We start from the raw sequence: 25321 nt of genomic DNA, 5'->3' as shown, positions 1-25321 counted from the left end.
GGACACCTTTATGGCAACTTTATATCAATTGCATAGCACGATGGCTACCCTTAGACGCAGTACTGAAGAGATGTCTCGCACTTGGCGCACGGGCGACAGTATTCTCTTGCTTGGCAGCACTCCTGCTTTTATCGATTGGCTCAATGCTTATTTAAATGATAGCGATATCGAGGATATTGCTGGTATTTACGCATTAGCAGATGACATCGCACAGCTCACAGCAAATACAACTGGCAAGCTTAATTTAGAGACTAAGTTAACTGCTATTTTAACTGACGCAGAATGGGTGAATCTGACTCAGCGCAGTCAGTTTGATAAAGTGGTAACGATTGCCTTATGAGTAATGATATGACCACTCACAACGCTGCATTATCGGCGGCTGATATCGAATTAGATCAAGACGGCCATCTATGTGACCATATGATTTGGACACCTGTGATTGCGCAGCAATTGGCAGACACGTTAGAGGTTAATCTGAGCGATGAGCATTTAGAAGTTTTGCAACAAGTGCGCGCGTTTTTTGACAAATTTAATCACGCGCCAGCAACCCGTCCACTAATCAAATGGCTACAAAAGACTTTACCAGAACTCGATATTAGCAATCAAAAGCTACAGCAATTGTTTAATACAGGTTTGGTTGCGCGTCATGTCAATCGCTTAGCAGGACTACCCAAACCACCAAACTGTTTATAAGTGCTTTATAGTCGATAAGATATGATAAGCGATAAGATATGATCGATGGCGCACTAGAAAATTATCATATGTACATGAGCAGCATCTAATACTTCACTGCTCATTGAGTACGCAAATACTTTTAAGTCTATAGTTATTGCTTTGTAGAATCGCTATTTTGGGTCATAGACTGTCAATGTCTCATACCCAATACTACGACCTTCATCGCCTGAAAATCCTTGCTGTCGCCATATTTCGTACAGACATATAGCTACGCTATTTGATAAGTTCAAACTACGCGAGTCAGCTAGCATGGGCAGTCTTAACCAGTTATCAGCACCGATATCTTCACGTATATCATCTGCCAGACCTGCCGTCTCAGAACCAAAGACTAGCGCAATATTGGGCATAGCAGCCTTATCAGATGCTTCAGAGTCCGAGTGCTTACCAAAGTCATAATCATAAAACGGTTTGCTCAACTTAGTCGTCAATGCGGTAACGACATGGCAATCAGCAGTTTTTAGAGCTTGTCTCGCAGCCGTCCAATCGTCATGCACTTGCAAATGAGCATATTCGTGATAATCAAGACCTGCACGGCGTAGCTTTTTATCGTCAAGCTCAAACCCTAACGGTCTGACTAAATGTAGCTGTGCACCGCTATTGGCACACAGTCGAATAATATTGCCAGTGTTGCTCGGCATTTTTGGTGCTACTAGCACGATATGGATGGTCATTCTTACTCCACAAATATTCAGCGCTCTATTATTTAAATTTATGAGCGGTAGGTAATCGAAAGTTACAGTTTACTGCCAATAATTACATTTTGATACTGTGCAGCGTTTTTAACTTTCACTATGATGTCTGTAATGGATAACGCGATAGCATTTATGTATGACTGTCTCATCCAATACCCCTTCAGTGAAGCTTGAGCACACGCTTAGCGTCACTGTTGTTATTTATAACCATTCATTTATCTTTGAGGATACTATTATGAAAAAAGTAATCATCGCATCTTTAACTGCTATGTTCGTTCTAACTGGTTGCAACACGTTCAAAGGCTTTGGCCAAGACGTATCAAGCGCTGGTGATGCTGTAACTGGCGGCGCACAAGAAGTACAAAACAAAATCTAAGGTCTGCTTTTTTTAGATTTTCAAAAGGGCTTATCATTTATTTGATAAGCCTTTTTTGTGTTCTTATTTTGCTGCTGTTAAACAATTACTCAAGCACGATTTTATAAAAACGCGCGTAATATCTGATTGAGATAACGCTGACCTAATATGGTCGGTTGCAACTGCGTATCACTATCTACCAACAATCCTTGTTTGACCAAACTGTTTACTTGTTCAGCAATACTATCAAGCGTTAACCCAGTTCTCTTTCCAAACAGTGACCAAGCGACGCCGCCACGTAAGCGCAGTGCGTTTAGCATAAACTCGCTCACCAACTCTTCTTGATCAATCGCTTGCCAGCCAACCATCTTTGGTGTGATTTGGCGTATATCAGACATCTCCGTGGCATCTGGATTCATTACTACATAATCTTTTGGCAAACGTGATTTGCTAAAACGATAGATACCTGACGCTACTAACAAGTCCTCTTTCATTTTATCTTTTACGTCTGATGAATTGCTATCGTTACGACAAATCGTCACCTTACCATGTGCTCCAGCGCCAATAGCTAGATAGTCGCCAAACTGCCAATAATTGATATTATGACGGCATGGTTTGTCTGACGCACCTGCCCATGCTGACACCTCATAATTGCTATAACCTAATTGCTGCAATAGCGACTGACCTGCTTGTTCAATATCTGCCAAATTGTCTTCATCAGGTAAAATAGGTTGGCTACGGTAAAACACGGTATTTGGCTCAATGGTTAGTTGATACCAAGAGATATGCGTTGCACCAGCATCATGCGCCATTTGGATATCTTCTAGCGCTTCATTCATAGTTTGCTGCGGTAGACCGTGCATCAAGTCGACGTTGACCCGTGCAAATCCAGCTGCTTTGGCAGCTCGAATTGCTGATAATGCTTGCACAGGATCATGGATACGTCCAAGCACTTTAAGCTTATCAGCAGCGAAACTCTGTACACCGATAGACAGACGATTGATACCAACCTTTAGATACTGGGCAAATGGTGCATGCTCAAGCGTGCCAGGATTGGCCTCCATCGTGACTTCGATGTCTTCTGCAAATTCAAAACACGTACGTAACCCAGAGAACAATCGCTGATACTGAGAAATGGGTAGCAAAGACGGCGTACCACCACCGATAAATATCGAACCAATTTTTCGGTTCTGAGTTAAAGGTTGCTGCATCGCGGCGTCTAACAGTAATGCATCGACGTATTCCTCATACATGGATAGCTCACTGTCTATCGGTAGCTCATGCGAATTAAAATCGCAATAAGGACATTTCTTCACACACCACGGAATGTGAATGTAAAGAGACAATGGAATGTCGGTCACGTCTACCGCGATAGTATCCGTCGTTGGTTCAGTAAGACTTAACGTATTTAGGTCATTTAGCATACTGTCTGTATTCACTTTGGGCATAAATAAACTTATTTTGTAGTGAGCAATAATGATCGATATTAAAAGTAACGCTAGGATAGCGACTAGATGAGATAAAGAAAAGCCTATCTATTATAAAATTATTAACAAAAACACGTAGAAACGCCCTATTCACCATAGCAACTTATGGGCAGTATATAGAGGCTCTATTAAGAACAGCCTCTACTAAGAACAGACACTATTAAAAACGGGTTTGAGAATCAGTTAAGAAAAACTAACCTTGGTAGTTTTAAGAACGAATTGAAAAATAAATAAAAAAACAAAGGACATATATATGGCGTATTGGTTAATGAAATCCAACCCTAAATTTTTTGGCATTAAAGATTTGCAGCGCTTGGGCACCGACGGTTGGGACGGCGTTCGCAACTACCGTGCGCGTAATTTTATGCGTGATGATATGAAAGTTGGCGACAAGGTGTTCTTTTATCACTCTAGCGCCAAGCCGTCTGGAGTCGCCGGTATCATGACAGTTACTACAGCAGGGTATCCTGATCCTACTCAGTTTCACCCTGAGCATCGTCATTATGATCCTATTGCGACTGAAGAGAAACCTCGCTGGTATATGGTCGATCTTACTTTTGAGCAAGCTTTTACAGAGGTGTTACCATTATCAGAGCTAAAATTTTTGCCAGCTTTGGAAGATTCTTTATTACTAAGGAAAGGCTGTCAGCAGTTAACAGTGATTCCATTAGAGCCCAAACATTGGCGGGCGATTATGGATATGGCGGAGACACTTGAGTTGTTGCCAGAGTAAACTTATTGAATTAACTATTGGCTATTGGCTATTGGCTATTGGCTATTGGCTATGAAATAGAGTACAAAAAACCTAAGATTAATGCCTGCATAGCGGTGCTAAAGCGTTGACATCATAGTGTGGCTTCTTTACCATCTTACTATGTATATGACCTGTCAATCCACTACTTGGATCGACGGGTTATTTTTATTTTAGTGTCTTTACTTTTATTTTCATACTCTGCCTATCTACTTATGCAACATTATAAGCTTGCTCATATTATTTATCGGAGTATTATCGTCGGCTCTACTCTCTCCTTGCTGCGTCAATCTTAGTCGATTGATAGTAGTGTTTGTTTATTAATAAGAACTACCTTAATAACAATTACCGCAAAGAATAAAAAGTTGCTTACCATGGTTTTTCCATTGTCTTTCAAAGATTTTAAAAGCTACAGCTTACGTTTGGGCATACTTGCCCTCCCTATTTTGATTACTCAGTTTTGCCAAGCCGCACTTGGCGTGGTTGATGCCATCATGGCAGGTCAAGTTTCGGCGCTTGATTTGGCTGCGGTAGCCGTTGGGTCTGGTATTTGGCTACCGCTGTTTTTATTGGCCACAGGTGTGCTTATCGCAACCACGCCTCTAATTGGTGAAGCAATTGGTCAAGACCAGCACGGCCAAGTACCGCATATCACGCAGCAGTCTCTATGGACCGCAGGTGTTATTGGCATTATCGGTTTTATCATTGTTAATTTAGCTCCCAATGTCCTTGGCATTATGGGTGTCCCAGAAAACATTCAGCCGATAGCGACGCAGTATTTACATGGTGTCTCATTTGGTTTCCCAGCGCTCGCTGTATATGCTGTTCTACGCAGTTATTGTGAGGCATTGGGTCGTCCTGAGCCTGTAACTGTCATTAGTATCATTGGCCTGCTCGCAGATATTCCTTTGAACTATATTTTTATTCATGGGTTATTTGGGATGCCAGAAATGGGCGGTGCAGGCTGCGGGGTGGCGACAGCATTGGTATTATGGATAAATGTCCTATTATTGGCGGCCTATACTAGCTTCACGAAACGTCGCGAATTTATAAGTACGCGATTTTTTTATGGCTTCTCTAGCCCTAATCGTACACAGATCAAAAAGCTGTTAAAACTTGGTATTCCTATTGGCATCTCTATTTTCTTCGAAGCCAGTTTGTTCAGCTTAGGCGCACTCGTTATCAGTCCATTGGGTGAGCTAGCAACCGCATCGCATCAAGTAGCGCTGTCAGTGACCTCACAGCTATTTATGATACCGATATCGGTCGCCATGGCGCTCACTATCATGGTCTCTAATCGATTTGGTCAAAAAAACCTATTGGCACTGCGCCAAGTGCAAGCTACTGGACTGGTATGGACCGTATTGATCGCTTTGACTTGTATGCTTGGGATATGGCTATTCAGACCAGAACTGGCAGCAGCATTCACGGATAACCCAGAAGTTAGAGCACAGTCTATGCATTTGCTGATCTTTGCGCTTGCTTATCAGTTATTTGATGGCTGGCAGGTTAACGTCGCTGGTATATTGCGCGGCATGCAAGATACCACCATACCGATGTGGGTAACGCTCTTCTGCTATTGGTTAGTTGCCCTACCACTTGGCGTCTATCTAGTGCGTTTTACTGACGTTGGTGCACAAGGGTTTTGGATGGCGTTAATTACAGGTTTGTTCTTATCATCTATTTTACTTACTTTGCGTCTACGCTATCAGCAAAAACGCTTAACTGTGCTATGGGGTTAAGCCAATTGCTTATGGATTGAATTTTATAATCATTATTAGCGTCATTTGATCATACAGACTATGAAAAATCGTAGATATTTTCTTGCTAAAAAGATGGCTTACGTCAAAATATGTAAAAATTCTCAGTTAACAACTGTACATTGATTGCTCATTGCCCTGAATCTAGGTATCATTAGCAATTAATTAGACAATATTTAGTTACACTATTTCTCGAATTTAGTACAAGGCCAGATAAAAACTATGGATATTGAAAAAATACGCACCCTCATCGCCCTTATGGAAGAAAGTGAACTGGTTAATTTAGAAATCAGTTCTGACGACGAGCATATTAGCTTAACTCGTCACTATGACGCGCCTGCGCCAACTATGATGGCTGCCCCAGCTGCGAGCTCTGCTCCTGCTGCCGCTGTCGAAGGCAAACCTGCAGAAAAAGCAGGTAGCGTTGAGTCTTCGCCAATGGTTGGTGTTTTTTATTCAGCACCAAGTCCTAATGACCCACCATTTGTAAAAGTCGGTCAAAAGGTTCAGGCAGGTGATACTTTAGGTATCATCGAAGCCATGAAAATCATGAACCCGCTTGAAGCGACTCAAAGTGGTATTGTTGACGAAATCTTGGTAGATAACTCTGAAGTCGTACAGTTCGGTCAACCTGTCATACGCTATAAAGCGTAACGATATTTGCCATACTTTATTTCATTATGGCTGACTTTTGGTATATATACCGCGTCAATGCTAAATAACATGATGCTATGTATCGAAACTCAGTCAATGACTGACGCTTCGACAAGGATGAACCCATGATAAAAAAATTGCTCATTGCCAACAGAGGTGAGATTGCCCTGCGCATCGTCCGCGCCTGTAAAGCGCTAGGTATCGAAACGGTAGGTGTCTACTCTACTGCGGATGCCAACTTGATGCACTTGCGCTTTGTTGATGAGGCAATTTGTATTGGCAAGCCTAATGCTAACCAAAGCTACCTTGATATCAATACCATCTTAACCGCTGCTGAAATCACTGGTGCAGATGCTATCCATCCTGGTTACGGCTTTTTGTCTGAGAATGCTGAATTTGCTGAACAAGTAGAAGAAGCAGGATTGACCTTCGTTGGTCCTAATGCTGATCATATTCGCCTTATGGGCAACAAAGTTTCTGCCATCAATGCTATGAAAAAAGCTGGCGTACCAACTGTACCTGGTTCAGTTGGCGCTGTGACCCTGCATAATGCTGAAGAGCAAGCCCGCAATATTGGCTTCCCACTATTGATTAAAGCGGCTTCTGGCGGCGGTGGACGCGGTATGCGTGTGGTTGAACGCTTTGACGAACTAATTGGTCAGGTACAAGCGGCCAAACAAGAAGCTGAGCTCTGGTTCGGTGATGACACTGTCTATATGGAGCGCTATCTACAAAACCCGCGCCACGTAGAAGTACAGGTGCTAGGTGATGGTAATGGTAATGCTATCCATCTATATGATCGTGATTGCTCATTACAGCGTCGCCATCAAAAAGTCCTAGAAGAAGCACCTGCCCCAGATATCCCAGATGATGTACGTGAGCCAATTTTAAAGGCGTGTGTAAAAGCGTGTGAGCTTGTTAAGTATCGCGGTGCTGGTACGTTTGAATTCTTATTTGAAAATAACGAGTTTTTCTTTATCGAAATGAACACTCGTGTACAGGTTGAGCATCCAGTGACTGAGATGATTACTGGTATTGATGTTGTCGTCGAGCAGCTCAAAATCGCAGCCGGTTACGGCCTGTCTTATCGTCAAAGCGAGATTGAGATCCAAGGTCATGCGATCGAATGTCGTATCAATGCCGAAGATGCAGCGACTTTCGTACCTTGCCCAGGCACTATCAGTCAATTGTTCACGCCAAGTGGTTCTGGTATTCGCTTTGACTCTCATTTATACCCTGGCTATGAGATACCGACCTATTACGATTCATTGATTGGCAAATTGATCTGTCATGGTCAAACTCGTCAGCAAGCTATTGCTAAGACAGTACATGCCCTTGATGAGCTGATTATCGAAGGTATCAAAACCAATATACCTTTACATCGTGATGTGATTTTGGCGGATGATAACTTTACTCGTGAAGCGCAAAATATTCACTATCTCGAAAGAGAATTGCTGACTGCGAATAAAGCTAAAAAAGACTCATAGGCTGAAATGCTTGCAGAGTTTGCTAAGTTTAATTAAAACAGCACATAAAAAAACCGCTATTAATATAGCGGTTTTTTTTATGTCATCAATAAGCTGTCAATTATAAGTAAAGTACAACGAGCATCTCTAATTATGGTAACACTCTATTGAAGTTCATAAAGCATTCGTTACCATCAGGGTCAGCACACCATTGCATCTGGTTGCCATCATGATTAATAAATGCAATTAACGCTTCATCAGTTTGATCGATCTGATTGCCTGAGCAGTCTACTTCATTATTATCATAAACGGTCTTAATCGCAATAACTGGCAGTCCTTCTTCACGATGGGTGACCAGATAGCGGCCGTATGTCCACTCTTTGCCACTGACAGACCACATCTCATTATCCGCACCAAAGTTATATAGCTCGCGGCACTGGTCAGACTTACCAACTGACGCAAGTGAGTTTTTGCTAGTCGTTGGTTGAATGTTTAGAACCCGCTCTTCACTTTGAGTCAGTACGCCGCCGTCCATGCCTGTTATCACCTTGGGCTCTACACTGCTAGGCTGTTGTGCAGTATTTGCCAACTGGTTAGCTTCCGCTTCCCTAGTCATCATAGCCTGAGTAGAATGAGCGCTACTATCCAAGTCTATTTCCCACTGTCCGGCAATGGCTGGACTAATATGAGTGGTGATGGTCGGCTTGGTAATAGCCTCACCGTTCGCAGGCAACGAAGCCAAAATAGATGCTAGCGTGAATGAAGCAAATGAGATAGGTTCCATAATTAACCTTTTATTTATAATATTTTAATATATACATTAGCGTAAGTCTTAGACACTAAAAACACAAGTAACATTATGCTATTGCTCATAAACCTGTAGTCGGAATTTCATAGGTATTGATAGCAAAAAATAACGCCATCGCTTTACTTGCTAGAGACAAGAAGCGATGGCGTTATTAGCATACAGAATTTTGCATAATATTATTTGCTACTTAGCCAACCACTAAGCAGCTTCTGTATTTAGCGCTTGAGCAAAAGCTGATAACGCCCCTTTTAGCATGGCTGACACCGTACTGCTGCAAGTACCGATGCCTGAATACACTTCGCCATCAACATTTAACTGAATGTAAGCAGCAGCGTTGGCATTGGTTTTGTTATCACTATTGGTATCATCATCGATACCATTACCACTGTTATGATGCGGGTTAATCGCATGCTCTGCATAGTTAATAATATGTAGTGATTTGCCCGTATGTTGCGCAAGTCCGTCAATAAACGATGACAATGGGCCGTTACCAGTACCATCAATATCGATGGTGTCGCTATTCATTTGTACTTGACCACTAAAGTAAACCGCACCGCCTTTATTGTTGACACTATAATCTAGCAGTTCAAACTTGCCTTGCTGCAAGTAAGTATCTTCAAAGGTCTGCAAGATTTCATCATTCTGCAATTCGCGTGCAGCCGCTTCAGCTTGCTTTTGTACAACACGGCTAAAGTCAATCTGCATCCAACGTGGCAAGTTAAAGCCATAATTACGCTGCAAGATATATGCGACGCCGCCTTTACCCGACTGGCTATTGATACGTACCACATCTTGGTAGCTACGACCAATATGCGCAGGATCAATGGGTAGATAAGCCACGTCCCAGACATTGTCTGTTTCGCTCTGATTGCTTTCATTGTAATCGAGAGATTTCTTGATAGCATCTTGATGTGAGCCACTAAATGCTGTGAAGACCAACTCGCCTACATAAGGATGACGAGGGTGCAATGGTAAGTTATTGCATTCGCTCACAACCTGTACGATTTCACTCATATTGCTAAAATCAAGCTCAGGATCGATACCTTGGCTAAACAAGTTCATGGCCATGACCATGATATCCATATTTCCTGTACGCTCACCGTTACCAAGCAATGTGCCTTCGATACGATCCGCACCCGCAAGCACGCCCAATTCAGCTGCCGCTACCGCACAGCCACGGTCATTATGAGTGTGCAAGCTCACAATCACATGCTCGCGCTGCGCTAGATTACGGCAGAAGTACTCTACTTGATCAGCAAAGACATTGGGCATAGAAGCCTCGACCGTCGCTGGCAAGTTAAAAATAACTTCCTGACCTTGCTGTGGTTGCCACACATCACACACTGCATCGCAAACCTCTACTGCATATTCAGTTTCTGTCTGGCTAAAGCTCTCTGGCGAGTACTGAAATACCCAATCTGTCTCAGGATACTTTGCTGCATATTCTTGTAATAGCTTGGCACCTGCAATAGCAATCTCTTTGATTTCAGCTTTATCTTTGCCATAGACTTTTTCACGTTGTACACGGCTGGTTGAGTTATAAACATGGACAACCGCACGTTTAGCACCTTTTAATGATTCAAAAGTACGGGCAATCAAATGCTCGCGCGCTTGTACCAATACTTGTAGCGTTACATCTTCAGGTACGTGGTTTTCTTCAATAAGCTTACGCGCAAAGTCAAACTCTACCTGCGCCGCTGACGGAAAACCAATCTCAATCTCTTTAAAACCAACATCTACTAAGGTCTTAAAGAAGCGCATTTTTTGTTCAATGGTCATCGGATCAATCAGTGCTTGGTTACCATCACGCAGATCCACACTTGCCCATATCGGTGACTTCTCAATCGTCTTGCTTGGCCAAGTACGATCTGGCAGCGATGGCGCAAATGCAAATGGACGGTATTTACGGAAGTCAAAAGCGGCACTTTTTGGTGTAATCTTTGCAGTCCCTGTGGCTGCAGTGTGCGTGGCTTGGTCAGACATAATCAATCCTTAGATGATATGGTTATTTATATATTTAGCTAGGCGATTAGCTGTTGATTAGATCAGTATTTATCATACGAGATAACTAGTGTTCATACCATAATAATATCAAAGTTTAACAGAGAGAAACCTGCTTTCTTTTACTTTATTTTCTGTTATTTTAGTGGAAAAACACAATTTAGACATTATAATCGAATAAATTCACTATTAAGGCTTAAGAAATGCTAGATAATCATATTGATAGTACAGGGACTGCAGATATAGACGAGATAGATAGACAGTTGCTGCGCTTATTGCAAACGCAGGCGCGCATGAGTATTACTGAACTTGCTGAACGCGTCAACCTGTCTGCCACCCCTTGCGCACGTCGTATCAAACGCCTAGAAGATGCAAACATAATCACTGGCTACCATACCAAAACCGATGCGCAAAAACTTGGCTATCCGCTAGCCGTGTTTATCGCTATTAGTATGGATCGACATACAGCAGAACGTTTTGAGCAGTTTGAACGCAAAGTTCAGAGCTTTGAGGAAGTCATCAGCTGTAGTATTGTCACAGGACGCACCGAAGACTATCTGATTAAGGTCAGAGTACGTGATATGACACATTACGAAGAGTTTTTATTACATCGCCTCAATCGTATCGAAGGCGTAGCCCAAGTTCATACCAGTTTTGAACTACGAGAAGTATTTAGCCGTAGCGTGGTTTAGACGATCTAAGCGGTCGTTGGTGACTGTCGACGAAACCATACCAATAGTACAAATCCGATCATTAATCCAATAGCAGCGACAAGTAAGCCTGCATTGAAATTACCATCCTGCCCTGCCAGCGCTACCGTGACCAAAGGCCCCAAAAACTGCCCTAACGCATAAGCCAACGTTGCCAAAGCAATCAGTAAATTAGAATAGGCAGGATTGATGTTTTTAAATAAAGTCAGTGTCATCGATACCATACCGACAAAGGTCAATCCTAAAATTGCAGCATTGCCATACAATCCAAGCGCCCCATCAAACCATATCGGCAAGCACATCCCAAATGCTTGCAATACCGTCAGCCCCATTAAGGTTTTTATCTCACCGATACGTTTGGCAAGCGCGCCCCATAGGGGGTTTGACAACATCGCAAAAATACCAACAACCAACCAAATCATGAGTCCAGCATACATCTGTGTTGTTAGACGTTGTGCTGCCATGACGGGCAAAAAAGTTGCTGAGCTAATATAACCAAACCCTGCCAGTACGTAGCTGACAAAAAGCAAAGCAAGCGCTTTATGGTGCCCAGAAATGGCTTCATATAAGGAGCGTTTAAAGTTTAAATAGGCCTGATGCATTGATACGTGTTGTTTGGCATCAATCTGCTGTGAATCAACAGCTTGTACTTGTCTTGGCTTTATCGCATAAAGTAGCCACACAAGCGGTAAACTGGTGACGCCTGCGACTAGCCAAATTACATCGAAGTGATAGCCTAATTTTAATAGCCACCACGTTACGATGGCAGAGGCGCTGATGCCGACACCAATACCTGCATAATGGACTGCTGATAATACAGAACGGCGCTCAGGGCTGAGGGTTTGAATCACAAAAGATGAGCTTAGAATCATCGCCACGCCACTTGCAATACCTGCGATTAAGCGAAGGATATACCATAGCGTGAGCGACATATTTGGTATGACTAGTAGCATTGTTGTGACAACACTAATAATCGCCCACAGCGTCATGGCCTGCCACGTTGAGCGCTGAGGCACAAACATAGCAATAAGCGCACCGATAAAGTAGCCGATATAATTGATTGATGCCAGCCAGCCTGCAATCGTCGTTGATAGCGACAATTGCACCATAATATCAGGTAAGGTGGCGGTAAAAAGAAAGCGACCATAACCCATAACGACTGCCATGCAGTACATACCGATACAGGCAATGGCAGCTTCATTGGTAATCGTCGGGATCATACGGCTTTTAAAAGCAGTCATCATGACAGCGCCATTTTTGTGGCAATTAGCACACAATCCTTTGTGTTAGACAGTCAAAAGCAGTAATAAATAAACGCAGAAATAGAGAAGTTATCAGATGCATTAGGCCAGCATAAAGTTATTAGCGAAAACTATGATACGTCTAACGTTGGCGTCTCTACCGTATCCTGTCCTAGCATTTGTACCCGCTGATCGCTAAACATATCCATATCTGGAGCTAGCGTACGCATAAACCGATCAAAATACAACATCTGTTTGGTCAATAGAGCAAAGTCGCGTGGGAAATGGATACCATGACGTTTGCCAACTTCAACAATCTCAAGCATCATCTTATTAAGCTCATCGGCTTGTTCTTTACTATTAAACGGCACACCACTGGTAAAGGTCTTATCTTCTGCCATAATGGCTGTCATCATGCGCTGCAAGTCATTCCCCAGTGCAGTCACATCGACTTTATTTCCACCATGTGTCATCTCCATATCAATCATATGGCGAGCCATGGCTTGATAGTCACTATCTTGCATGGCTTGCATCATGCCCATGCACGCACGCCAGCTCTCAGCTTTGAGTTTACCGACAATTCCAAAATCCAAAAATCCAATACGGCCATCGGTCAATAGCATTAGATTACCAGCGTGTAAATCCGCATGGAAACTATTGCATAACATAAGACTGGCAAACCATGTGTTCAAAGTGTCTGCCATAACTTGGGCAGGATCTGCACAGTATTGGCGCATGAGCGACTCATCGACCATAGAGACGCCATATAGACGGCTCATCGTTAGCACACGCTTGGTAGTCAGCTTTTCATAGACAGTTGGTGCAACGACACGAGTATTACCTGATACCGCTAAGAACTGCTGAAAATCGCGAATATTCTGTGCTTCAGCGATAAAGTCAGTCTCGGCAAGCATACGCAGGCGAATCTCATCGATAATCGGCGCAATACTCGCAAACTTCATCGATGGCATCAGTATTTCAAGTAGCTTAGTTACGCCATGCAATACACCCAAGTCTGTCTGCATGATGGTTTCGACGCCAGGCTTTTGTACCTTTAGCACCACTTCGTCACCATTGTGCAACCGTGCTGCATGCACTTGAGCGATAGAAGCTGAGGCTAATGGCTCTGAGTCAATATGCGCAAACGTATCATCAAGCGTCATGCCATTAGTCGCTAGCTCCTCTCTTAGCACTTGCTCGATATAAGCATAAGACAATGGCGTGGTTTGATCCAAGCAGCTTTGGAAAGCCTTAACATAATCACGTGGAAACAGCGACGGCGTACTGGCGATAAACTGACCGATTTTGATATAAGTCGTGCCCAATTGCTCAAAGGTTTCTTTGAGTAGCATCGCGTCAGGTTTTTCACCTTTTGCCACTCTTAGCGCAGACAGACCTGCCACACTCGCTGTTTGGCGAACACGATTAACGACATTAAAAGTATGTTTTAATAAATGCGGACGATGAATTTTCATAAAAAACAACTATGGTAATAAGAAGGATGTTTGAAGATAGGCAATACAATATAAAAATGCGTAAAAATCAGATTACTCAGTTATAGTCGGTTCAATATAATTTTGATACGAGGAAGGCGAGTGAAAGTACTACAAGTCGTAGACTAAGCCAGCCTGACACCGTATCCAATTTATAGAGGATTGACTATAGGACTGCTACAGACAGGACACTGCGGGTCTTTTCGATAGCCCATCAGCCGCTGCTGCATCTGACTACCATCCCATATGAGCAGCTTGTTTGTCAGTGGATTTTTGGTTAATCCTAAATATTGCAGTGCAGTATTGGCTTGCAAATTGCCCATGACGGCAGTGGTACTGGCTAGCACACCAGAGTTGGCACACGTACGTTCGTCAGCGGCTTCGTCAAGCACCACTGAGCCAAACACGCAATGATAGCAACCAGTATCGAGCTGAGGTTCGAACAGTGCTAATTGCCCTTGCATCGCAATCGCTGAGGCAGATAGTAATGGAATTTCATAACGTACGCTAATGCGATTAATGATATCGCGCGTGGCAAAATTATCCGTACAGTCTAAGAGTAAGTCAGGCTTGCTTGCTGCCATATCGAGCAATTCATAGGCGTTGTCTTCATCTAACCGCGCCACTGTGCCGCGAGCCTTTATCAAGGGATTGATACGCGCTAACATGTGCGCTGCTGTCAATGCTTTAGACTGACCAACATCTTCTGGCAAAAACAGCGTTTGCCGTTGTAAGTTGCTCGCTTCAATCTCGTCATCATCGATCAGACGGACATGACCCACTCCAGCACGTACCAATGTCTCAGACGCAGGGCAACCTAGCCCGCCTGCTCCTATTATGACCACGCGTGCTGATTTCAGTCGCAGCTGAGCGTCCATATCCCAACCGTCTAATAATACTTGTCGAGCATAACGGAGCAGCTCATCATCCGATAGCTGTACCATCTCTTCTACCATATTCATCTACAACCTATAATCAAAGAAATCCACTACCAAAAAACTACCTATTGAGCTTGCCCTAGCGTAACGCGGTCATTACCACCGTAGTCTTTTACGGTATGTACTGACTCAAAATTACTATCCAAAAACAACTTGCGAACAGCAGAACCTTGATCATAGCCATGTTCGATTGCCAATAGCCCACCTATGCATAGGTATGTCGTTGCCTGCTGGACGATATGTTCGATATCAGCCAAGCCCTGATTGGGTGCACTGAGCGCACTAATCGGTTCAGCTGTTAGACCTGCCAAATGCTCGTCTGTCTCGTCAATATAAGGAGGGTTTGACACGATGATATCAAACTGCGGCTCATCGTAAATAGGTAGTGCTTGATACCAACTGCTTTGGACAAACTCAACATTGGCAACATTATTGCTCACAGCATTGTGCTGAGCAACTTTAAGCGCCTCTAACGATAAATCAACCGCCACGACTTGCCAATTAGCGTGTTTTAATTCATGGGCAAGACTGATAGCGATACAACCTGACCCTGTCCCCAAATCTAACAATCGCTTATTACTAAGTTGCGCTGGCTGAGCATTTATCCAGTTCAATACCTGCTCGACCAGTACTTCGGTATCAGGCCTAGGAATCAGAGTATGCTCGTTCACTTTAAAGTTAAGCGACCAAAACTCCTGCTGTCCAGTCAGGTACGCAAGCGGTATGCCTTGCTGCATTTTTACCATACCGTCATTGAAACGTGCTACCTCACTATCAGTGAGCTGATAATCTTCATCAGTCATCAACACTATCGCAGGCTTATCAATGACGTGCAACAACCAATCCGTTAGCCAAAACGACGGCAGCTGATTATCAGTATCACCATTCGTCAGTTGTTGAATATGCTGCTTGATGTGACGAATGGTTGATACGGTCATAAATAGCTCTTAAAAAACAATGAATGGATAAAGGTAAAATGCTGCTTAGCCTACTCTGATGCGCGTGGTGGCTCTTTGGTATCGGTCAAGTTAGGATTGGTTTTGCTTAGCTTGTCACCTACCCCATTGCCACCGCTGCCATCATTATTGTCATCGCCATAAATATCATCGTTATCACCAATGACAATATGTCTATCGACAAAGTAAATCAGTGCCAGAATTGGAATACCAATAGCAAAGGTAAAGATAAAGAAAAACGGATAACCCATATTATCGACGATAGCACCAGAATAACCACCCATCACTTTTGGTATCAGCGTCATCAATGAGGAAAAAATCGCATACTGTACAGCAGTAAAGCGAATCGAGGTCAGTGCTGATAAGAAAGCGATGAATACAGCGCTCGCAAGGCCCGCAGCCAAATTATCAAATATCACTGCCATATACATGATTGGCAGGCTACCTGGGTTGTATGTCAATACCACAAACAACAGGTTGGTCGCACACGCTAAAATTGCACCAATCATCATGGCATGCATGATACGGAAACGCTGAGCCAAAATCCCGCCCAAGAAGCCACCTGCAATTGCCATAATCACACCGACCAGTTTTACGGCATTGGCGATATCAGTTTTGCTAAAGCCCATGTCTTGATAAAAGACGTTGGAGATCACGCCTGCGACGATATCTGAGATACGGTATAGACCAATCAATGCCAATAGCAGCAAGGCTTTTTTGCCGTAACGTCGGAAAAAGTCTAAAACAGGCTCGATCCATGTTGCCATGGCTACTTCTTTTTTCACCAGTCCTACTTGTACCAGGGCATAACCTGCTGCCATTGCCGCGCCTAGGCTTACTAACAAGTGCAAGGTTTCTACAAAGAAACTAGAAAACGCGCCTTCAAACTCTGGTAAGACTTGTCCCATCAATATATAAGCAGCGATAAAGGCAATCACTGAAAATACAAACAACGCTACCAGTCTGACGTAGTCTTCACGAGTTTCAGCGACCAACGGGGCTTTGTTAATGATTTTTGGTTGGTTAATAATAAAGTACAGCAGTAATAATGGCGCGAACGCGACCAATGCTAAAAAGTAAAACTTAATCGCTGGCATTACCATTAGTGGTATCAAGGCCACTGTGCTATCAAATACTGTATTGATCAAAATATTAACTAGGTAAATAACACCAAACAGTAGGCCTGGGATAAGCAGTAACGCTGAATAAATCAGGAATACTTTTAAGTTACCCTTTTGCTTTTTACTTTGCAGGGTCTCAGCGGTTGGCTCATAACTGGCAAACGTCGTTAACACCCCTAATGTCATAACCCCTGCCATGATGTAATAGGTATTGCGCCACGCTTCATAACTATAAAATGTCTCATTTGAGCCGAAATAATCAGCCAAATATAACGCGCCTGCCCCTGCGACAATCATGCCGATACGGTAGCCTGACACATAGATAGAGGACAAGATAGACTGCATAGACGGCGGTGCAAGCTCAATACGGTACGCATCAATTACGATATCTTGCGTCGCAGAAGAGAACCCAAGCAACACGGCCGCGCCTGCCATATAAACCAAGACATCTTCGCTAACAGGATTTACCCTTGCCATCAAAAAGATCGCCAGCACGATAAGCAGCTGTGATACCACCATCCAACTACGACGACGCCCTAGCCACTTGGTCAAAAATGGTACAGGGAGCGCATCAATCAATGGCGCCCAAATAAATTTGAACGAATAACCCAATGCTGCCCAACTGAACATAGTGACGACACTACGATCTATGCCTGCTTCTCTCAGCCATAGCGATAGACTTGAGAAAATCAGCAGAATAGGTATACCCGCTGAAAACCCCAAAAACAGCATAATAATGACACGAGGATCGAGATAAGCTTTTGTAGCCTCGCCCCATGACTTTTTGGCAATTGGTTGATTGGGCGGTACAGATTTGACAGCAGACATAATAACTCACCAACAATTCAGACAAAGAACACAACCGCGCACAATTTTTATCAATCTTTAGAATCAGTTATCGACAAAAGGATCGATAAAAATTGCTCTACGTTGCACCAATATTATCATTACAACAAAATCCAGTTATGGTACTTGAGAACCTTTATCTTGACTAGATGTTTTTGCATTAACTTAGCGATTGCAGGCCATGTACAATCGCTTATATTTCTTAATAGTAACGCAAAAAACTGCAGTGTCTTACCAAGGTTATCTTAGCTCTCTTTTTTATTGCTAATTTCTATTTTGAAAGATGTCTGACAATGACATTATTTATAGGTAATATAAAGGTAGTAGTAAAACTGACGCAGGCTTGATTGGTTGAGTGCACTCTATTGGTTTACTCTTAACTGGCGATGATAAGCACGGGCGTTAATGAAGATTTAGATAAACAAAACATCAAGTCTTTTATGATTGGTAATTTAAAACTTATAATTCTTATATATTAGTTTTATAAATCCACTCAGCTTAGTTATGCTTTGTACATAAACAACGACTACCGAGATTCACAGTTTGTTCTTTCGATTATCATAGCCTAGGAGTTATACCATGTCCGACTCAACCAATAAAACCACTGATAAAAACACTACCCCAGATGCTGCTCGTTGTCCTGTAGATCATGAAAGTAACAATAACAATGCGCCTGCTAACACAACCTACGATCAGGGTGATGGTCAAGGTCCAACGATCCATAGCGAAAACGTCGATAACTCGCATGAGCCTCAGCGTCCTAGCATGGGTGGCTGCCCTGTTATGCATCAAGCGCATACTACCACTGCTTCTGCTGCGACAGATTGGTGGCCAAATGCTCTAAACTTAGACATATTGCATCAGCAAGACAAAAAGACTGACCCAATGGGTGAAGACTTTGACTATGCTGAAGCTTTTAAACAGCTAGATCTAGAATCGGTCAAAACTGACCTAAAAAATCTAATGACTGAGTCGCAAGAATGGTGGCCAGCGGATTGGGGTCATTATGGCGGCTTGATGATTCGTATGGCTTGGCATTCAGCTGGTACGTATCGCGGTGCTGATGGTCGCGGCGGCTCTAATACTGGTAACCAACGCTTTGCACCATTGAACAGCTGGCCTGACAACGTCAACCTTGATAAAGCCCGTCGTCTATTGTGGCCAATCAAGAAAAAATACGGCAATAAATTGTCTTGGGCCGATTTGATGATTTTAGCAGGTAACATGGCTTATGAATCTATGGGTTTCAAAACTCTAGGATTTGCTGGTGGCCGTGCTGATATCTGGCATCCAGAAAAAGACATCTACTGGGGTTCTGAGCGCGAATGGTTAGCTGAAACCAAAAACCGTTATGACAGCGACGAAGACCGTACGTCACTAGAAAACCCACTAGCAGCAGTACAAATGGGCTTGATTTATGTCAATCCTGAAGGTGTCGACGGCAACCCTAACCCACTAAAAACCGCTCAAGATATGCGTACTACTTTTGCTCGTATGTCAATGAACGATGAAGAGACGGTCGCTCTAACCGCTGGTGGACACACCGTTGGTAAATGTCACGGTAATGGTGATGCGACGATACTAGAAGATGAGCCAGAAGCCGCTGACGTTAAAGAGCAAGGTCTAGGCTGGCGCAATCCTAAAGGTCGTGGTAATGCAGGCGATACCGTTTCAAGTGGTATCGAAGGCGCATGGACCACCAATCCGACCCAGTGGGACCACGGTTATTTCGAGCTACTATTGAACCATGAATGGGCACTGACCAAAAGTCCAGCCGGTGCATGGCAGTGGGAACCAACTGACATCAAAGAAGAAGATCGTCCGTTAGATGCTCATGATCCAAGCGTCCGTCGTAACCCAATCATGACTGATGCAGATATGGCATTGAGCAAAGATCCTATCTATCGTGAGATTTCAGAAAAGTTCCATAACAACCCAGAGTACTTTGATGAAGTATTCGCTAGAGCATGGTTCAAACTGACTCACCGCGATTTGGGACCGAAATCTCGTTACTTAGGTGCCGACGTACCGAACGAAGACTTTGTATGGCAAGACCCTATTCCTACAGGTAATGCGGACTTGACTGCTGATGATATTGCAACGCTAAAATCGCAAATATTAGACAGTGACCTTAGTCGTCGTGAGTTAATCATTACAGCATGGGACAGCGCTCGTACCTTCCGCGCTTCGGACTATCGCGGCGGTGCCAACGGTGCACGTATCCGTTTAGCCCCACAAAAAGACTGGGCAGGCAATGAGCCAGAACAATTACAGCGTGTGCTTGAGACATTGACCAGCATTCAGTCTGGCTTTGAGAAAGACGTAAGCTTAGCAGACCTCATTGTGTTGGCTGGTAACGCTGCTATTGAACAAGCAGCAAACGATGCAGGCGTAGATATTACTGTACCGTTTAATCCAGGTCGCGGTGATGCTGACGCTGAAATGACTGACGCTGAATCTTTCGCTGATTTAGAGCCACTACATGATGGCTATCGTAACTGGATTCAGGGCGACTATGCGGTATCGCCAGAAGAGATGCTACTTGATCGCACGCAGCTAATGGGACTGACAGCGCCTGAGATGGTTGTATTGCTTGGTGGTATGCGAGTGCTTGATACCAACCACGGTCAGAGCCAACATGGCGTCTTTACGGAACGTGCTGGCGTGCTTACCAATGACTTCTTTGTTAATTTAACAGACATGAACTACACATGGCACCCTGTAAAAGCAGCCGACAATACTGCTAATAGCTACGAAGTACGTGAGCGTGGTACAGGAAACGTCAAATGGCAAGCAAGCCGTGTAGACTTGGTATTTGGCTCTAACTCTATATTACGTGCTTATGCTGAGCTATACGCGCAGGATGACAACTTAGAGAAATTCGTTCGTGACTTCGTCCGCGCTTGGAACAAGGTTATGAATGCAGATCGCTTTGATATTGCCAAATAAACTGAGCTTGAAGTTGGTCAATACCGACTAATTAATAGTAGTAAATATTAATAGTAGTAAATAACTTTATAACTAACGAACAGCTATCTTTTAGAAGGTAGCTTTTTTTTATACTCAATAATGACCGTTCTTTATAAATTGTTAGGTCAAGTTACCTCACTGAATAAAAAAGCATTCACTGGCTAAGCAGCATTTACTGAACGAATAATTTTTTAGCATTGCAAAATACAAATTCTATATTCATAATTATCATAAATTGATAGCTATTTATTATATACAAGAATAATAGCTTTGTTTTACACTACTTTATTACTGTATGTTCAGACATTTTTACTTTCATATACAGACGGGGTTTGTATATTTATACAATAGGATTAAGTTATGGCAATCGACGTAGTGGTCAACCAACGGCATTTGCAGATTCAGCTCAAACAGCTAGAAACAGTATGGCATACGGTGATTAACGGTTATAACTTAAGCCAAGCGGCGACCGTGCTACATACCAGTCAATCAAGCTTATCAAAGCATATTGCTGCGCTAGAAAATCAGTTAAAGACGGAAGTATTTGTGCGCCAAGGCAAACGCCTGACGGGATTGACCACTATGGGCACAGCGCTCATGCCTCATATCGAGTCTATTTTTGCTGAAATTCGTACCATTGAAAACCTAAGTTTAGATTTTAATAATCCTAACATCGGTACGCTGACGATTGCCACCACTCACACACAAGCGCGTTATGTACTGCCGCAAGTGGTTAAAGAGTTCAAAGATCGTTTTCCTAAAGTGAATTTGATTTTGCAACAGGCAGATCCTGAGACCATCGCTCAGATGGTCATCCGTGGCCAAGCCGATATCGGTATCGCCACTGAGTCCTTGCTGCATAACAACTATTTAAGATGCTATCGTTACTATGACTGGACGCATCGCGTTATAGTACCGAGTGATCACGAACTGGCTAGCCAAGAGTCTATCGACCTGCCCACGCTTGCCAGCTATCCAATTGTGACCTATCACGGTGGTTTTACAGGACGCGGCGCGATTGACAAGACGTTTGATGAAGCAGGGTTAGAACCGGATATCGTACTAGCAGCGCTCGATGCTGATGTAATAAGCACCTATGTCGGTCTGGGCCTAGGTATTGGTATCATCGCAGAAATGGCATTTGAACCAAGCCATTATCAAAACCTGACGGCCATACCCGTCGACCATTTTGGTCGCTTTACCAGTTGGATGGCAGTACGTGATGATGCAGAAATCCGTCAATATGGACGTGCGTTCATGGAGCTATGCCAAAAACAATTTGCAAATTAATGAGCATTTGTTAAATAAAGTATCTCAGACTTGCTCACCCTTACTAGACTGAGCTGTGGATGATAAAATAGATTCTAGAACGTTATTCAATGTTTCTTTTATATATTATTCACACTTGTATTGATATTTGGTCGAATGAAATTGACTAATGACTAAATATCAATACATATTAACTTGCTCTTTTGTAAACAGGTGATACCGCTCATGGAAAAATTCGTAGCGATCATTATGGCAATTTTTGCCGCCCCTCTACTCATTGGCGGCGCTTATTTATTGTCCTTAGGCGGTAGTCCTTACTACCTCATTGCTGGCGTTATTATACTAACGACAGCTTTTTTATTGTTCAAAAAACACTGGAGTGCTTACGGGTTATATGCGCTATTTATCGTAGCAACCATGGCTTGGGCACTTTGGGAATCTGGGTTCTATTGGTGGGCGTTAGCACCTCGAGTTGGCTTCCCGCTTATATTTGGTTTGCTCATGCTACTGCCATGGGTATCCAACAAAATGCGTGGGCCTAAAACTCAAGTAGCTTCAAATAGCACATCAACCACAAACACTGTTAAGAAAAGCCCTCTGTATTATTGGGGTCTACTCGTAAGCGTAACCGTAGGTGCACTACTCTCTTTTGGTAGTCTAGCCAACAATGCCACTGACAAACTCGGTGAGCTAGATTTGACTGCTGCAAATGATGACGAGCAAAACGTCAGCTCAGATGAGACGTCAGCTAACCTTGGTGATCCGTTATCAAACGGTCAGCAAACGCCAGATGGCGAATGGAGCGCGTATGGTCGTACTGATTACGGTCAGCGCTACTCACCTTTAGATAAAATCAATACCGATAACGTCAAAGATTTAGAGCTAGCATGGCAAATCCAAACAGGTGACGTCAAAGGGCCTAACGATGTCGGTGAGACCACTTATCAAGCAACACCATTAAAAATCGGCAACGGTTTATACCTATGTACCCCTCATAACTGGGTACTAGCGCTAGATGCCGACTCTGGTGAGACGCTATGGAAGTTTGATCCTCAAGTAGAGGAAAACTTACAACGACAGCACCAAACCTGTCGCGGCGTATCTTATTATGCGGGTCAAGCGACCAGTCCTGACCCTATCGCTACCGCTGCTAATAATTCAGCAGAGAATAGCAACAGTACAGCTAGCCCCGTGCAAGTACAGAAAATTGCTGGTAATACCTTTGAAAACGCATCTAAGCAATGTGATGCCAAGATATTTATCCCAACTTCTGATGCGAAACTATATGCACTTGATCCAAATACTGGGCAACGCTGCCAAGACTTTGGGGATGATGGTGCACTAGACTTGATGCATAACATGCCGTTTAATCAAGCAGGTTACTATTACTCGACGTCACCACCAGTCATCGCGGGTGATACCATCATCGTCGCTGGTGCTGTCAATGACAATTACGACGTCAACTCGCCTTCTGGTGTGATCCGTGCGTATGATGTCAATACCGGTGAGCTTCTTTGGAACTGGGACTCAGGTGATCCTGACAATACAGCACCTTTCGATGTCAATGATCCAACCCAAACTTACAAGACCAGCTCGCCAAATTCATGGTCAGTTGCTACTGCCGATGAAGAGCTTGGATTGGCATACTTCCCTATGGGCAACCGCACACCCGATCAGCTAGGCAGCTACCGAAATGCCGCTGAAGAAAAATATGCAACGTCTGTTGTCGCTCTAGATATCGAGACTGGTGAAGCACGCTGGGTTCAGCAGTTTGTCCATCATGACCTTTGGGACATGGACACGCCTGCTCAGCCAACTTTACTTGATCTAGATACGGCCGACGGTGTACAGCCTGCGCTGGTTGTACCAACCAAACAAGGCGATGTATACGTCTTGAACCGCGCAACGGGTGAGCCTATTGTACCGATTAAAGAGCGTCCTGCACCGCAAGGCTATCTCATAGCGGGAGAGCATGCGGCACCGACTCAGCCTTACTCTGGCTTGAGCTTTGAGCCTGAACCACTGACTGAAAAAGACATGTGGGGTGCCAGTCTCGTTGATCAAATGATGTGCCGTATTGAGTTCAATCAGCTCAATTATGATGGTCGCTATACCCCGCCATCAACCAATGGTAGCTTGGTCTATCCTGGTAACTTTGGTACCTTCAACTGGGGCGGTATTGCAGTCGATCCTGAGAATGGCGTGATGTTTGGCATGCCAACTTACTTGGCATTTACCTCAAAACTCATTCCTAGAGACACGTTGGGCGATGCAGAAACCAATAAAGGCGAGCAAGGCGTCAATGCCAATGAAGGTGCAGATTATGCAGTAGAATTGGGGCCCTTCTTGTCACCATTAGGCGTACCTTGTCAGCAGCCACCATGGGGCACAATCGCTGGTGCTGATCTGGCCACAGGTGATATTGCTTATCAACGCAAAAATGGTACGGTACAAGACTTGTCTCCTATTCCTATCAAACTGGAACTGGGCGTACCTGGTATCGGTGGACCTATCATCACCAAAGGTGGCGTCGCGTTCTTGTCAGCAGCGACAGAAAACAACTTCCGAGCTTATGACTTGAAAAATGGTGACGTACTATGGAATGTTCGTATTCCAGCGGGTGGTCAAGCCACGCCAATGACTTACTTGAACTCTAAAGGTGAGCAAATGGTCGTATTGGTCGCAGGTGGTCATGGTTCAGTTGGCACAACCATTGGTGATTACGTCTTAGCTTATAAGCTTGGTGACCAAGATAAATAGTATTTCATTTGGTTCTTAATACAATGATCATTTAACTTATCATTATCTTATAATCGACTAATTAGAGAAGCAGGTAACCTAGGTTGCCTGCTTTTTTAATGCCATAACATAATGCTACTAAATCCTTTTATGACCTTATTTATGGTTTATTTATCGCTTATTTTGACCAACGACAACCTCTATAAATACAGATTAATGATTGTTAAGCGAGCTTAAAAACAGAGTTAGCTGGCTTTGTTATGATTCATTAACAGTGACTAGCGGCACTTGAAACTACCACTACCTATAAGCATATCAGTAGAAAATAA

General features: G+C 43.5%; 20 protein-coding genes. 11 read left to right on the top strand and 9 right to left on the bottom strand.

Going from position 1 to position 25321, the window contains the following annotated elements; genetic code table 11:
- Nucleotides 1-10: 10 nt before the first annotated feature.
- Both V6252_RS02225 and V6252_RS02220 read left to right on the top strand, forming a co-directional pair.
- On the top strand, nt 11-340 hold the full coding sequence (locus tag V6252_RS02225; protein WP_341609082.1) for a hypothetical protein: 330 nt from the start codon (nt 11-13) through the stop codon (nt 338-340).
- Nucleotides 337-693, top strand: a complete 357-nt coding sequence (locus V6252_RS02220) for a TusE/DsrC/DsvC family sulfur relay protein (protein WP_341609081.1) — start codon at nt 337-339, stop codon at nt 691-693. The genes V6252_RS02225 and V6252_RS02220 overlap by 4 nt, the downstream gene beginning before the upstream one ends.
- Nucleotides 694-845: 152 nt before the next feature.
- On the opposite strand, the gene V6252_RS02215 is transcribed toward V6252_RS02220, so the two are convergent.
- Nucleotides 846-1406: a tRNA (cytidine(34)-2'-O)-methyltransferase gene (locus tag V6252_RS02215; RefSeq protein WP_341609080.1), complete on the bottom strand. Its 561-nt coding sequence runs from the start codon at nt 1404-1406 to the stop codon at nt 846-848.
- A 256-nt stretch (nt 1407-1662) separates the two neighbouring features.
- Here V6252_RS02215 and V6252_RS02210 point away from each other — a divergent pair, with 256 nt between their 5' ends.
- Entirely contained in the window at nt 1663-1803 is a 141-nt protein-coding gene (locus V6252_RS02210; protein ID WP_057759705.1) for an entericidin A/B family lipoprotein, read from the top strand.
- 101 nt (nt 1804-1904) lie between these two features.
- On the opposite strand, the gene hemW is transcribed toward V6252_RS02210, so the two are convergent.
- Complete coding sequence (hemW, locus tag V6252_RS02205) at nt 1905-3206, bottom strand: radical SAM family heme chaperone HemW (protein ID WP_341609155.1); 1302 nt, start codon at nt 3204-3206, stop codon at nt 1905-1907.
- A 316-nt stretch (nt 3207-3522) separates the two neighbouring features.
- Here hemW and V6252_RS02200 point away from each other — a divergent pair, with 316 nt between their 5' ends.
- From V6252_RS02200 to accC, 4 genes are all read left to right on the top strand, one after another.
- Entirely contained in the window at nt 3523-4002 is a 480-nt protein-coding gene (locus tag V6252_RS02200) for an EVE domain-containing protein (RefSeq protein ID WP_341609079.1), read from the top strand.
- Nucleotides 4003-4394: 392 nt separating this feature from the next.
- Nucleotides 4395-5762, top strand: coding sequence for an MATE family efflux transporter (locus V6252_RS02195; RefSeq protein WP_341609154.1), 1368 nt, complete (start codon nt 4395-4397; stop codon nt 5760-5762).
- A 240-nt stretch (nt 5763-6002) separates the two neighbouring features.
- Nucleotides 6003-6434, top strand: a complete 432-nt coding sequence (accB, locus tag V6252_RS02190) for an acetyl-CoA carboxylase biotin carboxyl carrier protein (RefSeq protein WP_341609078.1) — start codon at nt 6003-6005, stop codon at nt 6432-6434.
- A gap of 125 nt (nt 6435-6559) precedes the next feature.
- The gene (gene accC / locus V6252_RS02185; protein WP_057759692.1) at nt 6560-7921 is read left to right on the top strand and encodes an acetyl-CoA carboxylase biotin carboxylase subunit; all 1362 of its coding nucleotides are present in this window, start codon (nt 6560-6562) and stop codon (nt 7919-7921) included.
- 130 nt (nt 7922-8051) lie between these two features.
- Here the strand turns inward: accC and V6252_RS02180 are convergent, their stop codons facing one another.
- Together V6252_RS02180 and leuA are read right to left on the bottom strand one after the other, a co-directional pair.
- Complete coding sequence (locus tag V6252_RS02180) at nt 8052-8684, bottom strand: hypothetical protein (RefSeq protein ID WP_341609077.1); 633 nt, start codon at nt 8682-8684, stop codon at nt 8052-8054.
- Nucleotides 8685-8906: 222 nt separating this feature from the next.
- Nucleotides 8907-10691 carry a 2-isopropylmalate synthase gene (leuA, locus tag V6252_RS02175; RefSeq protein WP_160021915.1) on the bottom strand — a complete coding sequence of 595 codons (1785 nt, stop codon included), beginning with the start codon at nt 10689-10691 and terminating at the stop codon, nt 8907-8909.
- Nucleotides 10692-10912: 221 nt separating this feature from the next.
- Here leuA and V6252_RS02170 point away from each other — a divergent pair, with 221 nt between their 5' ends.
- A complete protein-coding gene (locus V6252_RS02170) occupies nt 10913-11401 on the top strand; it encodes an Lrp/AsnC family transcriptional regulator (protein ID WP_238053030.1) in 489 nt (162 codons plus the stop codon).
- Between the two features lie 5 nt (nt 11402-11406).
- On the opposite strand, the gene V6252_RS02165 is transcribed toward V6252_RS02170, so the two are convergent.
- The 5 genes from V6252_RS02165 to V6252_RS02145 all read right to left on the bottom strand — a co-directional run bounded on the left by V6252_RS02165 (nt 11407) and on the right by V6252_RS02145 (nt 17996).
- The gene (locus V6252_RS02165) at nt 11407-12663 is read right to left on the bottom strand and encodes a YbfB/YjiJ family MFS transporter (protein ID WP_341609076.1); all 1257 of its coding nucleotides are present in this window, start codon (nt 12661-12663) and stop codon (nt 11407-11409) included.
- 128 nt (nt 12664-12791) lie between these two features.
- The gene (locus V6252_RS02160; RefSeq protein ID WP_341609075.1) at nt 12792-14135 is read right to left on the bottom strand and encodes an AarF/ABC1/UbiB kinase family protein; all 1344 of its coding nucleotides are present in this window, start codon (nt 14133-14135) and stop codon (nt 12792-12794) included.
- A gap of 170 nt (nt 14136-14305) precedes the next feature.
- Nucleotides 14306-15109 carry a HesA/MoeB/ThiF family protein gene (locus tag V6252_RS02155; protein ID WP_425355841.1) on the bottom strand — a complete coding sequence of 268 codons (804 nt, stop codon included), beginning with the start codon at nt 15107-15109 and terminating at the stop codon, nt 14306-14308.
- A 47-nt stretch (nt 15110-15156) separates the two neighbouring features.
- Complete coding sequence (gene prmC / locus V6252_RS02150) at nt 15157-16029, bottom strand: peptide chain release factor N(5)-glutamine methyltransferase (protein WP_341609073.1); 873 nt, start codon at nt 16027-16029, stop codon at nt 15157-15159.
- Nucleotides 16030-16079: 50 nt separating this feature from the next.
- Nucleotides 16080-17996 (bottom strand): AmpG family muropeptide MFS transporter, encoded by a 1917-nt coding sequence (locus V6252_RS02145; protein WP_341609072.1) that lies wholly within the window; start codon nt 17994-17996, stop codon nt 16080-16082.
- Nucleotides 17997-18779: 783 nt separating this feature from the next.
- Between V6252_RS02145 and katG the strand changes: the two genes are divergently transcribed.
- The 3 genes from katG to V6252_RS02130 all read left to right on the top strand — a co-directional run bounded on the left by katG (nt 18780) and on the right by V6252_RS02130 (nt 25013).
- Nucleotides 18780-20963 (top strand): catalase/peroxidase HPI, encoded by a 2184-nt coding sequence (gene katG / locus V6252_RS02140; protein WP_341609153.1) that lies wholly within the window; start codon nt 18780-18782, stop codon nt 20961-20963.
- A gap of 381 nt (nt 20964-21344) precedes the next feature.
- Entirely contained in the window at nt 21345-22274 is a 930-nt protein-coding gene (locus tag V6252_RS02135; RefSeq protein WP_057759664.1) for a LysR substrate-binding domain-containing protein, read from the top strand.
- A 204-nt stretch (nt 22275-22478) separates the two neighbouring features.
- Nucleotides 22479-25013, top strand: coding sequence for a membrane-bound PQQ-dependent dehydrogenase, glucose/quinate/shikimate family (locus V6252_RS02130; protein WP_341609071.1), 2535 nt, complete (start codon nt 22479-22481; stop codon nt 25011-25013).
- Nucleotides 25014-25321: the final 308 nt, after the last annotated feature.

The sequence above is a fragment of the Psychrobacter proteolyticus genome, from assembly GCF_038155145.1.
Classification (GTDB): domain Bacteria; phylum Pseudomonadota; class Gammaproteobacteria; order Pseudomonadales; family Moraxellaceae; genus Psychrobacter; species Psychrobacter proteolyticus_B.
Note: the sequence above shows the minus strand (reverse complement) of the source record. Positions and strands in the feature narration are given on the sequence as shown.

What these genes read in the sequence shown, in the direction of transcription:
- V6252_RS02225 (WP_341609082.1), top strand. Translation starts at nt 11, where the DNA reads ATGGCAACTTTATATCAATTGCATAGCACGATGGCTACCCTTAGACGC.
- V6252_RS02220 (WP_341609081.1), top strand. Translation starts at nt 337, where the DNA reads ATGAGTAATGATATGACCACTCACAACGCTGCATTATCGGCGGCTGAT.
- V6252_RS02215 (WP_341609080.1), bottom strand. Translation starts at nt 1,406, where the DNA reads ATGACCATCCATATCGTGCTAGTAGCACCAAAAATGCCGAGCAACACT.
- V6252_RS02210 (WP_057759705.1), top strand. Translation starts at nt 1,663, where the DNA reads ATGAAAAAAGTAATCATCGCATCTTTAACTGCTATGTTCGTTCTAACT.
- hemW (WP_341609155.1), bottom strand. Translation starts at nt 3,206, where the DNA reads ATGCTAAATGACCTAAATACGTTAAGTCTTACTGAACCAACGACGGAT.
- V6252_RS02200 (WP_341609079.1), top strand. Translation starts at nt 3,523, where the DNA reads ATGGCGTATTGGTTAATGAAATCCAACCCTAAATTTTTTGGCATTAAA.
- V6252_RS02195 (WP_341609154.1), top strand. Translation starts at nt 4,395, where the DNA reads ATGGTTTTTCCATTGTCTTTCAAAGATTTTAAAAGCTACAGCTTACGT.
- accB (WP_341609078.1), top strand. Translation starts at nt 6,003, where the DNA reads ATGGATATTGAAAAAATACGCACCCTCATCGCCCTTATGGAAGAAAGT.
- accC (WP_057759692.1), top strand. Translation starts at nt 6,560, where the DNA reads ATGATAAAAAAATTGCTCATTGCCAACAGAGGTGAGATTGCCCTGCGC.
- V6252_RS02180 (WP_341609077.1), bottom strand. Translation starts at nt 8,684, where the DNA reads ATGGAACCTATCTCATTTGCTTCATTCACGCTAGCATCTATTTTGGCT.
- leuA (WP_160021915.1), bottom strand. Translation starts at nt 10,691, where the DNA reads ATGTCTGACCAAGCCACGCACACTGCAGCCACAGGGACTGCAAAGATT.
- V6252_RS02170 (WP_238053030.1), top strand. Translation starts at nt 10,913, where the DNA reads ATGCTAGATAATCATATTGATAGTACAGGGACTGCAGATATAGACGAG.
- V6252_RS02165 (WP_341609076.1), bottom strand. Translation starts at nt 12,663, where the DNA reads ATGATGACTGCTTTTAAAAGCCGTATGATCCCGACGATTACCAATGAA.
- V6252_RS02160 (WP_341609075.1), bottom strand. Translation starts at nt 14,135, where the DNA reads ATGAAAATTCATCGTCCGCATTTATTAAAACATACTTTTAATGTCGTT.
- V6252_RS02155 (WP_425355841.1), bottom strand. Translation starts at nt 15,109, where the DNA reads ATGGTAGAAGAGATGGTACAGCTATCGGATGATGAGCTGCTCCGTTAT.
- prmC (WP_341609073.1), bottom strand. Translation starts at nt 16,029, where the DNA reads ATGACCGTATCAACCATTCGTCACATCAAGCAGCATATTCAACAACTG.
- V6252_RS02145 (WP_341609072.1), bottom strand. Translation starts at nt 17,996, where the DNA reads ATGTCTGCTGTCAAATCTGTACCGCCCAATCAACCAATTGCCAAAAAG.
- katG (WP_341609153.1), top strand. Translation starts at nt 18,780, where the DNA reads ATGGGTGGCTGCCCTGTTATGCATCAAGCGCATACTACCACTGCTTCT.
- V6252_RS02135 (WP_057759664.1), top strand. Translation starts at nt 21,345, where the DNA reads ATGGCAATCGACGTAGTGGTCAACCAACGGCATTTGCAGATTCAGCTC.
- V6252_RS02130 (WP_341609071.1), top strand. Translation starts at nt 22,479, where the DNA reads ATGGAAAAATTCGTAGCGATCATTATGGCAATTTTTGCCGCCCCTCTA.